Raw genomic sequence first — 13,884 nt, 5'->3', positions numbered from 1 at the left:
CTCCGATACCTTTGAAAAACTGTTTGCTTTGAATTCGAATTTGTGAAATAGCAGATTCAAATTTATCAAATATTTTTTTATAAAAAGGGGGAAAATTTGGTTGGCTATTCGGGGAAAGGGTTTTGTGTGACTGTTATGTGACTGCTATGTGACTGAGATGCAATATTTTGCACATTAGAGATTCTGCTCCGATAGCTAACTGATTATTTTTTAATAGGTTAACACTTTTTCGGTTTTGTAGCTTTATGTGACTCTTATGTGACTAGTATGTGACTGAAGGAGATAAAGCATTAAATATTGATGATTCTTTCATGAAGTTTATTAAATTTGATTAACTGAAAAGAAAGTTTCGTAGAGAGACATGAACCCTGTAAAAGTAATTCAAGAATTGATCAAACTCCCCAAGGAAAGTGAATGGGTGGAGTTTAAACGGAATAATTCCAACCCAGATGAGATAGGCGAATATATTTCAGCAATCTCCAATTCTGCGGCACTTTGGAACAAGACCACCGGTTTTATCTGTTGGGGAATTGAGGATTCCTCTCACGAAATCACCGGAACGACCTTCAGTCCTTCAGATGTAAAGATCGGAAATGAAGAATTGGAGAACTGGCTTTTGCATCACCTCAATCCCAGAACCCATTTCTCTATCTACAAAGAATTTATTAATGCAAAACCCGTAGTACTAATTCAAGTAGCTGCTGCGACCCAAGCGCCCGTAAAATTTAAGAATGAAGCCTTTATCAGAATAGGTTCTTACAAGAAAAAATTGAAGGATCATCTGGAAAAGGAGAGATTGTTGTGGGATATCCTTTCCAAAAAAAGATATGAAGAAGAGGTTGCCCTTCCTGATCTTGATGAAGACTCGGTAATTAAGCTGCTAAACTACCCCTCCTTTTTTGAACTTCTGGGTCAACCTCTGCCTGATAACAAAAAGGGAATTTTGGAGCGGTTGAGCAAAGAATCATTTATCAGGAAAAATCTCAACGGGAACTATGATATTCTGAATCTTGGTGCCATTCTTTTTGCCAAAGATTTTAACCAGTTTCCGAGACTATCCCGGAAATCTGTAAGAGTTATCGTTTATAAATCCACTTCCAGAATCGAAACCGAGCGGGAATTTATCAACTCTAAAGGTTATGCTACTTGCTTCGGTGAGGTGGTTGATCTTGTAAACAGTCATTTGCCTCAAAACGAACTTATCGGAACAGCATTCAGGCGAAACATTAAAATGTACCCCGAGATTGCAATTAGAGAGTTGATTGCCAATGCCCTAATCCATCAGGATTTTTTTATTGCCGGTGCAGGACCAATGATCGAAATTTTTACAGATCGTATCGAAATAACGAACCCCGGTAATCCTCTAATCGATACCTTAAGATTCATCGATGAACCTCCGAGATCCAGAAATGACACCATCGCTGCCTTTATGAGACGGATAAACATCTGTGAGGAAAGAGGTAGCGGTATCGACAAAGTCATCTTTAGCATCGAGGCATTTCAGTTACCTGCTCCTGATTTTCAGGCGATTGGGGATAACACAAAATCCATACTATATTCGCCAAAGATATTTAAAGTCATGTCTCGTGAAGAGCGAATCAGAGCCTGTTATCAACATTGCTGCCTGCGTTATGTCTCAAATATGGAAATGACCAATAATTCTCTTAGAATCAGATTTAATATTGCCGAAGAAAATTATTCCATGGTTTCCAGAGTCATTTCAGAAAGTATAAAAACAGGTTTTATCCGCCAGAAGGATTCAGACAGTAAATCACGAAGATTCGCAAAATATGTACCGTATTGGGCTTAAACTTCATAAACATTTATGTGATTCTTATGTGATGGCTATGTGACTGGCGTGTCATTTTGACCACTATTGCCACGACACTCAAAGTCTTAACCTGTTGTTTTGCAAGGATTTAACCTATCTTGTTTTTACGGGTTTTATGTGACTGCTTTGTGACTCTTATGTGCACCCTTCAAAAAGTTCCCTCGTTTCTGTAATGCCTGTCACCCTCTGTTTGTGTGAATCTTTTAGTTTGCAAACGGAATTCATCATCTTATTCCGTAAAACTCTACAACAACTTACACGGCACGATTATGTCAACGAGCAAACACAATTTTATATCAGGGGCATTTCGCCTCTTTTTTGCATCACTTTTCCTGATAATCACAGTCCCCGCACAGATTCAGGTGACACTTCCTGACATGCTGAAGCTTTTCAACGCGGGGGATCATCACTACGGCACCAATTTTGACGGACAAATTAACATCGGACAACCGGGAGCAAACAGGATTTACGATTTTTCCTATATCCCCCTTTCGAACGAATTTTCGCTAAACCTTCTGACCGACAATATCCCTGCACTCGCAGCACGATATCCGGGATGTGTAACTTTCGGTGAGACTCCGCAGACCATCGAAAAAAATCCCGTCTTTCTTTTTTCGCCCGATTCGTTCTACATCGTGGGTCAGGCATCTCTCGTTCCAGAATGGCGGTTTATGCACCGGGAGCCATACGATGTTTTTCCTCTGCCTGTTATCTACGGAGCGACGCATTCCAGATTTATCAAACTGACCGATTCAACTTTTACAACGGGAGGAAGCCTGCTTCATGTAGATACATCCTCCAGTGAATACCGCTCCACAGTCGATGGCTGGGGTACTTTGAAGATTGGGCAGATGCAATTTCAATGTTTGAGAGTAAAGAGGGAATATGTTCAGTATGGAGATAAGGACTTTGTTTATCTCACGAAGGATGGTGCGTTTATCACTTTTATGACCTCTGCTCAGAATCCCGACTCCGGAATAGTAACGGGAGGAGGCACTATCCTCCTCGCCGCTAATCTAGTTGGTATTAATGATATGTCGCCCGTCCCCTCGGAATTCACACTTGAGCAGAATTACCCGAATCCTTTCAATCCCTCAACGGTCATCAGGTTCGGATTGCCTGCAACAGGTTACGCAAGACTCGAAGTGTTTAATTCCCTCGGCGAGTCTGTTGCAGTACTGGTCGATGGCGAATCTTCTGCCGGAACTCATTCAGTACGATTCGACGGTTCCAAATTTGTTTCCGGGGTGTATTTCTATCGTCTAACATCAGTGTATGGAATTCATACACAAAAACTGACACTTATAAAATGATTTCTGTGGGCTGATTCCTTAATCCAACGAAAACTTTATCAGATTGAAATATCCGCCTCCAAAAGCGGTTTTGCTGTTGATAATTTGCAGCATCTCGATTTTGTTCACTGTACTAAAAAGCGACCAGGTTTTTCCACCGTCTTTTGTGCGGTAGATGAAACTCGGTGAAAGTGGTGCTCCATAAGCTTTAAGCATCCATCCGTTCATCGGATCCAGAAAGAGTAATTCTTCAATGATGTCCTGTGTTCCTGCGAGGAATGATTTGTCCCAGGTTTTTCCGCCGTTTGTTGTTCTCCAGAGGACATAGGAAGTGTCGTTAAAAGTGCTTGTGTACCAGCCGTGATTTTTATCGAGAAAGCGGATCATCGAAGGATAACCCTGGTCATCGAGATATCTTTCAGACCATGTTGCGCCCCCATCGGTAGTGCTCTTCATATAACTGACCATTCCGTTGTTTTTCGTTGCCCCCGGAAGCAATGACACACCGGTTACCCATCCCGTGTTTTTGTCGAGGAAAAAGATTTCGAAAAGTTGCCCGTCGGGTGATGTATCAACCAGAATATCTTTCCAGGTTTTACCGCCATCGTCGGAACGAACTACACTTCGGCTCTTCTCTCCCATGGTCATGGCGAAAAATGTCTTCATATCGGTAAAAAATGGAGTTATCAGGTACATTTCAGTATTAAGCTTTGAGACCGACCAGTTTTCACCACCGTCTGTTGTTGAATACAGAAAAGCCGTTCCTGCATCATCATATCCTGTGGCAAGGCCCTCTTTCGAGTTGAAGAATTTTAGATTGTCAAACATGGTAGCCTCCACTTTCTTGACGACATTCCAGGTTTTTCCTCCATCGGCAGTCTTTACGATGCTGTTTTCACCAAAGGCGATTCCCGATTTTTCATCAAAGAAATGGAATGTGTGGAAGTGGTACCCTTTCCCTTTTACGAGCTGCTCAACAGTTTTGCCGCCATCGGTTGTTCTGAAAATCTTTGGCTCCATATACCAGAATCCGGGCATAAGTATACCGGTATTCTCATCAAAATATGCGATTCTGTTCACACCAGTGTCGTCGCTTGTGTAAATTTTTATCCAGGTTTTGCCACCGTCATCAGTTCTGAACACCTGATTTTGTACCGGTCCCTCCACTTCATTCGCTTTAATAACCCACCCGGTTTTAGGGTTTTTGAAATAGACAACATGCGGTTCTTTAATCTGGTTTGCTGCCACCTCAGCCGGGAAATCAGACTGTTTCCATGATTTACCACCGTCGTTGGTGCTAAAAATTACAAGTTTTGTTGCAGGACTCCCATCTTTGGTATTTGTGACTTCAGCTATTACAAATCCGTTTTTTGCATCCGGGAATGACATTGTAGAGAGGGATGCATTCGCAAATTCCTTCACATCAGTCCATGTTTTGCCACCGTCAACTGTCTTCACAAATCTGTCTTTTCCCGTTTTTTCGTCATTCTTTACTATTGTGAAACCCTCTTTTGCCGAGGTGAAATACATCTCCATAGGGAAAAATCCGAGGGATGCATTTTGCAGTTTCCAGGTCTTTCCGCCGTCGGCAGTTACATACATTTGATAAATCGATTCGGTCTGATTCTCGGAGAGAATTGCTGCTCCGGCTACAAATCCGTTTTTTGCATCAAAGAACTGAACTTTATATAAATACGCGATTTTCCCGATTTTTTCATTTTTCCAGGTTTTGCCGCCATCGTGTGAGGAGACGAGGAACTCACTAGGTCCCGTAGCCCAGATATGGTCATTTCCGACTGCAGAAATAGAGTTATACCAGATATCCTCACCGGTTTTTAGAGTTTGCCAGGTAAGACCGGCATCTGTGGTTTTTAGAATACTTCCGAGAGTTGCAGAGGCAAATGCAGTGGTTTTGTCGATCACTACCACATCGGTGATTATGTTTGGTGTCGGTGTGGGGAGGATTACTTCCATCCCTTTTTGCGGGAGAATTGTCCCCGATATGATTATAAGTGCTGTTAAAAGCAGGAAAATATTTTTACGCATGGCGTTACCTGTGGATTGATTGTTTAAAATTGGGAGGTTTATTTTTATTATACTTCCGGAGTATATTTGGATGTTCCGAAAAACTATTAAATCAGACGCAAAAGATATAATTATTTTTGTGAATTACAGCGAAATAATGTAATTATGTGCTGTTTTTGTGGGGAATAATTTAGTGAATTGCGGGGAATTTTGGGGGAATGATAATCATGCGGTCTGAATCATCCCGTCCTTCGGGAAGGATTTAAGTGCCAAAGACATCCCTTCGGGAGATCCACAGGATTGCCTGCTTAAGTAAAAATCCGGGACTAATTTCGCTCAGACATCATACTAATGACTGCTGCCTGCCCTTTAACTGGATTTCTCTTTTTTTAAATTTCAAATAAAACCCTTCACCGGAATTATGGAATCTTCCTTTACTATCGAAAATATCGAGACCACCGGGGATGTAGATCTGAACATCATCATAGAGAAGGTACCGTTCTTTGTGCCCGATTGAGTCATGATAAACGAAATCATAATAGATAAACTTGACCTTGGTTCCATTCCTAGTGAGTTGCTGAATGAAATTATAAAATTCAGTCATATCTTTTGGTTTGCCATCTCGAGACTTAAGAGTCTTTAAATCCCCGCATTTTATTATAATTTTTTTGAACTTACGCTGGCATGCGAGTTTTTTAAATTGGTTGAATGCCCGTAGATTGTGAATGTAAGGGTCAATAATTGAAAGTGTTTTTGAATGACGGGCATATGGTTCTACAATTTTAGGCAGGTCATAAAGCTCTCCATCCTCAATTAACAGTTCAAATGGTAACTTCTTAACAATATCAAATACACTTTTCCCATTACAAAATTTGATCTCAGAGAATGTCTTCGAAATCAACTCAAGTTCTTCAACAGATTTTTCAGGTAACAGGTATATTTTATCGGCTGAATTATTGCAGAGAGCGATTTCAGAATAATCACTTTCGACATTGAGTTCTTTTTTTCGCTTTTCGATAAATTCAAGAATCATAGATTCGTATTGTCTACTTATTGGAGATATAGTATCCATCTCACAAAAAGATTTTCCTAATTCTTCAAGATATCTTCCATTATTGTCAATGCAAATACGGTTGTCGAACAACAATGACAATAGTTCCTTATTGCGGTTCCATACATTTTCATACTCCTTGCACAGATATACCGGCAACCTCGAGGATATTGTAAGTTCCTGATTCATCAGTTTCTCCCGAGAAGAAGCTGCCTGTTCAGTTCCAGACTTTCATCAAAAAAGCCTTTGGGGGTTTCGGTCTTAAAAAAGCCATTGTTATCAAGCTCCATCTCGATGGCTTTTGTGTTCCCGTTTTTATCCTTTGCAAAATAGTAGATGGAGAGGGCGTCTTTGAGTTGAACTGATTTAGGCTCAATTACTTCTGGACCTGACTCCAGATATCTCCAATCAACAAAATACATTTTCATTCCCCGTGAGACCAGAACTTGAAGTTTTTTAATAATATGTTCTGAATGCGTTTCTAAAACTATAAATTTTGGTAATGTGAAGTCATCTAAGAATGATGAGATCTTATCCTTTAAAAGCCCGATTTTCCATGAGGGGTCCAAATCTAAATCTGAATTTATTGAAAGACTTTCAAAATTTGGATTTAATCGATCGATTATAAAATCCACAACTCTTGATTGCATCATGGGATGCAAATGTAACTCTGGCTGCTGAATCAAAAATACTGAACTTGAGGAAGGATTGGTTGTTAAAAAATAAATCACTGGGATAAATTGCAATGCACCACTACTTGCTTCCGCAAGTCTAATTTTCCTTCTCCCATTTATGCCCAATGCGATTGTTGAAACTTCTGTTTTTGAAAATACGGAAATGGAATTGCCAAATTCAAATTGGTTTATCCAATGATTTAAAGTTCTTTCGATATAGCTCCAATGATTGGCTTCATTATAATCGGCGGATTCAGTTAACTTCGATATTTTTTTAAGACCTTCAAACATACCATAATATGTATCTTTGTTAAGATATTCATTGAGATATCGACTTTTCGGAATTTCTCTTACAGTCCCCACTGAAAAAATATTGAAGAAAATTCCAAGACTAAACAATTTCTTAAACCCAAAGATATCGCGGGATAAATTGTGAACTTCATTGAATTTCTTGATAATATTTTTCTCATCCCATCGTTTAAGTATGCTATAAACGAAATAGGGCAAGTTTTCTAAATAATTTGAAGATGGTTGAATGTCGAATTCAGACATAACACATTCAATTACCTCAGATTCCGAATAATCAACATCAATCCAGAGCAGTAAACTGCTGAAAGCCACATTGAACAAAATTAGAGATAATTCCGCTGAGATTTCAGTCTTTCTGTTACTTATGTCATTTATTCTAAATAGACAGTCCAAATATTCAAGAGAAATTGCTCTATTGTTATATTTTTCTATCCATTCGGGAAATGGGCGGTGAAGGTATTCATAATTAAAACTGTATTTGTCTGCAAAAATTACATTTATATGATTTAATCGTCCATCTTCAAAACAATATTCATTTGAACTTGTCAATTGAGTGAGGTTTGTGCATTTTTCACGCGAACCAACAAATTGATCATTAAAAGGGTCATATGTGTCTTTACGGGTTTCCTTCCAATGGGCGTATCTCTCCTCCGTTGGATTCAGCTCAAACGGGCAGTTATCGATATCATATATCTCTTCTACTTCGTGGTCATAACCCCAGGTTTCCTCGGTGATTTTAATTGATATTGGCTTTTTCGGATCGTTTGCGATATGTTCCCAGCCGCCGAGATTGATGTCGTCGTCGATTACATATTTCAGTTTTTTGGCAGCTTCGTGGTCGTGGTTGTGCTTGAGGAAGAGGAGAGCTTTGAAGAGGGTACTTTTACCCGAGCCGTTTTCACCGGTAAGAATTGTCAATGGACTGAGCGTCACCTTCACATCTTTCAGATTTCGGAAGTTTTTGATGTGAACATGATATTTCCGCATGATCACTTCGCGGTCAATCACTATTCTCGATACGGTTTTCTTTTCGCTGTTTTCCATTTTCAATTCTTGCTTTTGTTCAAAATTGTTTAATATATGATAGAGTGCAAAATATATATTTTTTCTAAATTGTTACCCGCTCCCCAGTAAAAAACCCTCATAATTCTCTATGTTGACCACATTAATGTCTGCATCATATGTGGACTTAAATATATCCATCGACTTTACCTTCGCGTCCTTTGAATATTTAAATTCGAAACCGGTTATTTTACCTCCCGACTCTTCTACATAGTCCACCTCCTTTTGATCGTAAGTCCTCCAAAAGTATGAATTGACCCTTTTGCCAGAATTGTGGAGATACTTGATTCTCTCGGCAACACAGAAATTCTCCCAGAGCATCCCCTTATCCTGACGAATATCGAGCGGATTGAAATTCTGAATGAGTGAATTTCTTATTCCCAAATCGAAGAAATATATCTTTACTGATTTTGTTATTTCATTCCTCAGATTTCGTGAAAAAGAGTAGAGACGGAAAATGATGAATGACTGCTCAAGCAAGTCGATATATTTTTGAACAGTGATTTTATTGATCCCGAGTCGGTTTGAAAGTTCATTATATGTAACTTCACTTCCAACCTGAAGTGACAGACTGATAAGAAGGTTCTTCAGCACTTCCGACCGTTTTATATTCTCAAGCATTAGAAAATCTTTATACAGGTAATTGGAGGCTATTTCATCAAGTCTTTCAGATGATATCTCATCAGGAGAGGAAAAAACCTCGGGATATGAACCCATTCGCATCATTCTTTCAACCGAATTACCCAGACCGATTAAACCATATTGGTCTGAAATTTCCTGTAACGAAAGAGGGAACAGGGTAAACCGTATAGCCCTTCCCGTCAGGGGTTCATTAGTTTTATTTGCTATATCAAAACTGGAGGAGCCTGTTGCTATAACTTGTATTTCGGGAAGTTCATCGGCAATAGTCTGTAATATTTTACCGATATCGGAAATCACATGAGCGTCATCGAGCACAATAATTTTTTTATTCCCAAAATATGTTTTCAACCTTTCGGGTTCAGGAGCCGAAAGTGCGTTTTGAACAGAAAACATCTTGCAGTTGTAGTATCCCCCGTCATCACCAAACTTTGCCAATATGTCTTTTGCCAAGGTGGTTTTGCCCACATACCGGGCACCATAAAGGATGATTGTTTCCCCTGAAAAGAGGGATGAGATGATCCGGCTTTTGAGGATTCTGTTGATCATTGTCTTGTTTTCCTAAATTTCGTCAGTCTGCTGACCAAATTTAGTAAAATTTAGTCATTTGAGTGACTATTTTTAGAAAATTGTTTTATATTTCCTCTCTACGAACATTTCTCCCTCTACGACAGAATTTCGGCCACCATCAAATGGTATTCGTTTATTTGATCTTTTATCTTTTCGTTGGTGATTTCAGATATGTTTTTCATTTTCTCTTCATGGTTGTTACAGATAAAGAGTGAAAAAAAGGCGGATTTTCCGGAGTCTTCAGAAACCAAGAAGGCTAATTAAAGTAAATTAAATGTGTCAGCACGAATTCCGGAAAACCCGGTTCTCTTCCACTCTATCATACTATATCACAATCATAAAAGGAGAAATAAAATGACAACAATCTACACCCGATCCAAAAAATGCCCAAACTGTGGTACAATAAATGAAATAACTCAACTTGGCAGTACCAATGCCTTTGGTTCTATGGATCTGGACACCCGCCCACCCGAAATGCAGAGAAGCACGATGAGATACTGGCTGCAATCGTGTACCAAATGCGGATTGTCTGTATCTGACCTCTCCAAAGTTGAAAATGAGACCCTGAAATATTTCAAATCTGACGAATTCAAGCAAAAGCATGCCTCAGAAAACTTCAAATCCCTTGCGGAAAGATTTTGGACAGCTCATCTTTTATCATTAAAATCCGGAGACACCCGGGAAGCAGCAGGGAACATTCTCCACGCTGCATGGGCATCTGACGATTCGAAAGACACCCAAAGTTCAATACGCGCACGCGAAATTTTTATTGAAACACTCAAAGAAACCGGCAACGACCCATCCTTCCTGTCACCAAATGAACCTCTCGCAGGGTATTTGATGCTGTCCGATATTAACCGGCGAATTTCAAGATTTGACGAGGCAAAGAGACTGGCTCAACATGTTGTTGAGAACGGAGAAGGCTTCATTCAGAAAATCGGACAATTTGTCGTCGACCTGTGTGAGAAAAGGGATTCCGGTTGCTACAATGTTCAGGGACAAAAAGTAGCTTTTTAGCACCGTTTTCGTTGATTTCCTCCCCAGATTTGGAGTAATTCACTCATCCGGGGTTCGACAGGAATCTATTAACATCATGATTTTTATTATATTTAGAATTGGGTTTTTAAAATTCCAAAAAACGGAGAAATATAAACATGAGTAAAATAGTTGAATTATTAGGAAATGAAGCCGAGGGTCTGTTAACCCATGTGGCTAAGGTTCCAAAAGAAAGTCTGCACTTACCCGGTCCCGATTTTGTTGACAGGATATTTATCCCTTCAGACAGAAACATTAATGTATTGAGAAGCTTACAGACCATTTTTGAACACGGAAGACTTGCCGGCTCAGGCTATATGTCAATCCTTCCTGTTGATCAGGGTATCGAACACTCGGCTGGCGCATCATTTGCTCCAAATCCGATCTATTTCGATCCTGAAAACATCGTAAAGCTCGCAATTGAAGGCGGTTGCAACGCAGTAGCTTCCACTTTCGGCGTTCTCGGTGCAGTTGCAAGAAAATATGCACACAAAATTCCTTTCATCCTCAAACTGAACCACAACGAACTCCTTACCTATCCTAACAAATTTGATCAGGTAATGTTCGCTTCAATTGAAGATGCCTACAACCTCGGCGCAGTTGCCGTTGGTGCAACCATCTACTTCGGTTCAGAAGAGAGCACCCGTCAGATTCAGGAAGTATCGGCTGCATTCAAATATGCACACGAACTCGGAATGGCTACAATTCTCTGGTGCTATACAAGAAATGACGCTTTCAAAGTAAAAGGCGACAAAGATTATCATGTTTCAGCCGACCTTACAGGACAGGCTAACCACCTCGGCGTTACCATCGAAGCTGATATCATCAAACAGAAAGCCCCTGAAAACAACGGCGGTTACAATGCAGTTAACTTCGGAAAAACTTCACCAAAAGTTTATTCCGAACTTACAACCGACCACCCGATCGATCTTACCCGTTATCAGGTAATGAATTGCTACATGGGAAGAATGGGCTTGATCAACTCAGGCGGCGCATCAGGAAGCAACGACTTCGCAGAAGCAGCACGCACTGCAGTTATCAACAAAAGAGCCGGTGGTATGGGTCTAATCCTCGGAAGAAAAGCCTTCCAGAAACCACTCGATGAAGGTATCAAGCTGGTAAATCTTGTTCAGGATGTTTATCTTGATGAGAGCATCACTATCGCTTAATTGGGTATCTTGTTGATGCTTGATCTTTGATGTGATTTAATTGTTTTGAGGCTGAGTCATTAATTTGATTCAGCCTTTTTTATTCAATATCGAACCGTAGCCCAGCCAAAAATCGCGGCACTTCGGAAATGTATGACTCCAAAAACCAGCTTACCGCCTTTCGGGAAGTGATGGTTCCCTTAGCCTCTATGGTTACCGAGTTGCCAAACTTATAAAAATCATCGGTTAAAATTCCCCGCAACCCAATATTACTGTCGGTGTGATTGAAATAGACCTTCAAATCCATGTATTTGGCGAGGTCTTCCTCAATAAATGCAAGTGGAGCCGTAGTTACTGTAAACCCAAAGCTCAGGCTCTCCCTCTGAGTGTTGTAGAGCCCTTCGATCGCGAATTCCAGATGCTTTTTGCTCCCTTTTATCAAATCATAACGGTATTCGCTCCTCAAATAGTCAGATGAACCAAGTTTCTCATAGGAAAATTCGATAACGGAATTGGGGATGAATGTTCCCGAGAACTCAAACTCAAAGAAATTGGATACAAAAACCCTGTCGAAGAAATTCGGGTTGTTTATTTCGTTAATGCTTCCTCCGGCAACTTCGAATGTACCGATACCTGTTTTTTGGTCGAGCCTTAGTCCGTCCATCCAGCCATTGCTGCCAAGTCCTGTGGAAGAAACAAACCCTTTTATGGCAGGCAACGCACCAAACTGCACTCTGAAATCACTGATCTTTTTCTCGAGATAAAACTGCCTCAGATTCAGGTTAAATTTCCTGTTCTCCTCTTTCTTTTTCAAATCCTTGAGGGTTTCCCATCGCGACTGAAAACTGCTCCCGGTGGATGTCAGCCCGTTAATATTGAAAGCCCCTGCAATATCAATCTGAAAAGGGATCCGAAGTGATGCCTGAAGCCGGTTCTGCTCATTACCAAAATCGATCAGGTCATAACGGGTTTCCCAGATCATGGAGATCTTTTCGATTTTTTGAGCGGATATATCGAACCAGACTACAATGAGGAAAGTTAGAACGGGAAATATTTTACGCATTGAATGAGCCGCATTTAGTTGAAGTTATCTATAGTTACAACCCGGAAACGGCAAATTTTGTTCAACTGTGAGGACCGCACCGTTCTGTGACTGATCAGTTCATAGCGTAATAGAAGGTTAATCGGGGCGTAATGGCAGTCTTGAATGATGTTCCGTTAGGAAGGGATTCGTAGCTCTCGATCACAATGTTGGAACTGAAAATAACTCCAACAGCCGGATACCAGTTAACGGCGAACAAAAACAAATTTCTGCTGTCCCCGTCCTGAGATGTGAGGGGGTCAAAATAATCGTATCGGGCAGCAACTGCCATTTTTGGTGAGAAATACCATGTACCAAAAAGCGACAAAGCGGCACTGTAACTGTGACCTTCCAGATTCCTTTGTTGCTCGCCATTCTGTCTTATCCCGTAAAAAGCTTCAATTCCTGCTGATACCCTCTGTTTTTCCCTGTATCCTGCGAACAATGTGAAGTTAAAATCATCGTTAGGATATTCAAGATCAGTAGGTCCGGGAGTTCTGATAAGCAACGCAGGTTTCGAGACATAATCAAACGAAAATGTAAAAGTGAAGCGTTTGTCGGGAGAAAATTGGAGGTGGGAATATGCCCTTTTGTGTTTATCTGTTTCGGGTGAATTTCCGTTTCCGTTGCCAAACATTAACCAGTATTTCAGGATGCCATTCCCCCAAAGATTTCCGCGCAGTGATATCCCAAGATCGGATGAGGGTGAAATTTTCCGAAGGTCGAGCTGTGTTTTCTCAAGAAATCTGTTCTCCCAGTATGACTCGGAAATCCCGTAGACAGGTGGAGGTTGAAGCCCGAGAACAAGGTCACTCCCCGGAAAAATTTCGCTCCATTTGATATAGGCATCTTTCAGGAACACACCAAATTTGTTGTTAACCGTCGTGGCATTCTCAGCTTCAAGCCGAATTCTCCCGGAAAATTCTGCAGAAATATCATGGTCATAGGTGAGGTATATCCTGCGGATTTGAAAGGCATTCATTTTTTCAGCACCGGGAAGTGCCACATTATTCATAGACGCTGCATTGGAATCCCGTTGCAGATTGTAGTAATAGTCCCCAAAAATGAGACCTGAAAGTCTTCCTTTCCCAATATCTTCCTGTGAGTAAAGGGTAAAAGATAAAATCGAAAAAATCAGGATGGCTTTGTGCATCCGCTTCATTTTGC

General features: G+C 40.5%; 10 protein-coding genes. 4 read left to right on the top strand and 6 right to left on the bottom strand.

All coding sequences use genetic code 11. The features are described from left to right. Positions 1-361: 361 nt before the first annotated feature. Together J0L60_03820 and J0L60_03815 are read left to right on the top strand one after the other, a co-directional pair. Positions 362-1,810: a putative DNA binding domain-containing protein gene (locus J0L60_03820; GenBank protein ID MBN8545241.1), complete on the top strand. Its 1,449-nt coding sequence runs from the start codon at positions 362-364 to the stop codon at positions 1,808-1,810. Between the two features lie 290 nt (positions 1,811-2,100). Continuing rightward, a complete protein-coding gene (locus J0L60_03815; protein MBN8545240.1) occupies positions 2,101-3,144 on the top strand; it encodes a T9SS type A sorting domain-containing protein in 1,044 nt (347 codons plus the stop codon). 18 nt (positions 3,145-3,162) lie between these two features. Here the strand turns inward: J0L60_03815 and J0L60_03810 are convergent, their stop codons facing one another. From J0L60_03810 to J0L60_03795, 4 genes are all read right to left on the bottom strand, one after another. Then, positions 3,163-5,169 (bottom strand): hypothetical protein, encoded by a 2,007-nt coding sequence (locus J0L60_03810; protein MBN8545239.1) that lies wholly within the window; start codon positions 5,167-5,169, stop codon positions 3,163-3,165. A 322-nt stretch (positions 5,170-5,491) separates the two neighbouring features. After that, positions 5,492-6,388, bottom strand: a complete 897-nt coding sequence (locus tag J0L60_03805; protein MBN8545238.1) for a hypothetical protein — start codon at positions 6,386-6,388, stop codon at positions 5,492-5,494. Next, on the bottom strand, positions 6,388-8,226 hold the full coding sequence (locus J0L60_03800) for a DUF3696 domain-containing protein (protein ID MBN8545237.1): 1,839 nt from the start codon (positions 8,224-8,226) through the stop codon (positions 6,388-6,390). The genes J0L60_03805 and J0L60_03800 overlap by 1 nt, the downstream gene beginning before the upstream one ends. A 72-nt stretch (positions 8,227-8,298) precedes the next feature. Beyond that, positions 8,299-9,432: an ATP-binding protein gene (locus J0L60_03795; protein MBN8545236.1), complete on the bottom strand. Its 1,134-nt coding sequence runs from the start codon at positions 9,430-9,432 to the stop codon at positions 8,299-8,301. Between the two features lie 375 nt (positions 9,433-9,807). Here J0L60_03795 and J0L60_03790 point away from each other — a divergent pair, with 375 nt between their 5' ends. Both J0L60_03790 and J0L60_03785 read left to right on the top strand, forming a co-directional pair. Beyond that, positions 9,808-10,470, top strand: a complete 663-nt coding sequence (locus J0L60_03790; protein ID MBN8545235.1) for a hypothetical protein — start codon at positions 9,808-9,810, stop codon at positions 10,468-10,470. Positions 10,471-10,607: 137 nt separating this feature from the next. Further along, a complete protein-coding gene (locus J0L60_03785; protein MBN8545234.1) occupies positions 10,608-11,657 on the top strand; it encodes a class I fructose-bisphosphate aldolase in 1,050 nt (349 codons plus the stop codon). A 79-nt stretch (positions 11,658-11,736) separates the two neighbouring features. Here the strand turns inward: J0L60_03785 and J0L60_03780 are convergent, their stop codons facing one another. Both J0L60_03780 and J0L60_03775 read right to left on the bottom strand, forming a co-directional pair. Next, complete coding sequence (locus J0L60_03780; GenBank protein MBN8545233.1) at positions 11,737-12,699, bottom strand: hypothetical protein; 963 nt, start codon at positions 12,697-12,699, stop codon at positions 11,737-11,739. Between the two features lie 94 nt (positions 12,700-12,793). Then, positions 12,794-13,879 (bottom strand): hypothetical protein, encoded by a 1,086-nt coding sequence (locus J0L60_03775; GenBank protein ID MBN8545232.1) that lies wholly within the window; start codon positions 13,877-13,879, stop codon positions 12,794-12,796. Positions 13,880-13,884: the final 5 nt, after the last annotated feature.

The organism is Ignavibacteria bacterium, assembly GCA_017302895.1.
GTDB lineage: Bacteria > Bacteroidota > Ignavibacteria > Ignavibacteriales > Ignavibacteriaceae > UTCHB3.
The sequence above is the reverse complement of the archived record's forward strand: the minus strand, read 5'-3'. Positions and strand labels throughout refer to the sequence as shown.

Bases quoted from the DNA above. Each gene is read 5' to 3' on its own strand.
- J0L60_03805 (MBN8545238.1), bottom strand. From the start codon at position 6,388: ATGAATCAGGAACTTACAATATCCTCGAGGTTGCCGGTATATCTGTGC.
- J0L60_03785 (MBN8545234.1), top strand. From the start codon at position 10,608: ATGAGTAAAATAGTTGAATTATTAGGAAATGAAGCCGAGGGTCTGTTA.
- J0L60_03775 (MBN8545232.1), bottom strand. From the start codon at position 13,879: ATGAAGCGGATGCACAAAGCCATCCTGATTTTTTCGATTTTATCTTTT.
- J0L60_03820 (MBN8545241.1), top strand. From the start codon at position 362: ATGAACCCTGTAAAAGTAATTCAAGAATTGATCAAACTCCCCAAGGAA.
- J0L60_03795 (MBN8545236.1), bottom strand. From the start codon at position 9,432: ATGATCAACAGAATCCTCAAAAGCCGGATCATCTCATCCCTCTTTTCA.
- J0L60_03815 (MBN8545240.1), top strand. From the start codon at position 2,101: ATGTCAACGAGCAAACACAATTTTATATCAGGGGCATTTCGCCTCTTT.
- J0L60_03790 (MBN8545235.1), top strand. From the start codon at position 9,808: ATGACAACAATCTACACCCGATCCAAAAAATGCCCAAACTGTGGTACA.
- J0L60_03780 (MBN8545233.1), bottom strand. From the start codon at position 12,699: ATGCGTAAAATATTTCCCGTTCTAACTTTCCTCATTGTAGTCTGGTTC.
- J0L60_03810 (MBN8545239.1), bottom strand. From the start codon at position 5,169: ATGCGTAAAAATATTTTCCTGCTTTTAACAGCACTTATAATCATATCG.
- J0L60_03800 (MBN8545237.1), bottom strand. From the start codon at position 8,226: ATGGAAAACAGCGAAAAGAAAACCGTATCGAGAATAGTGATTGACCGC.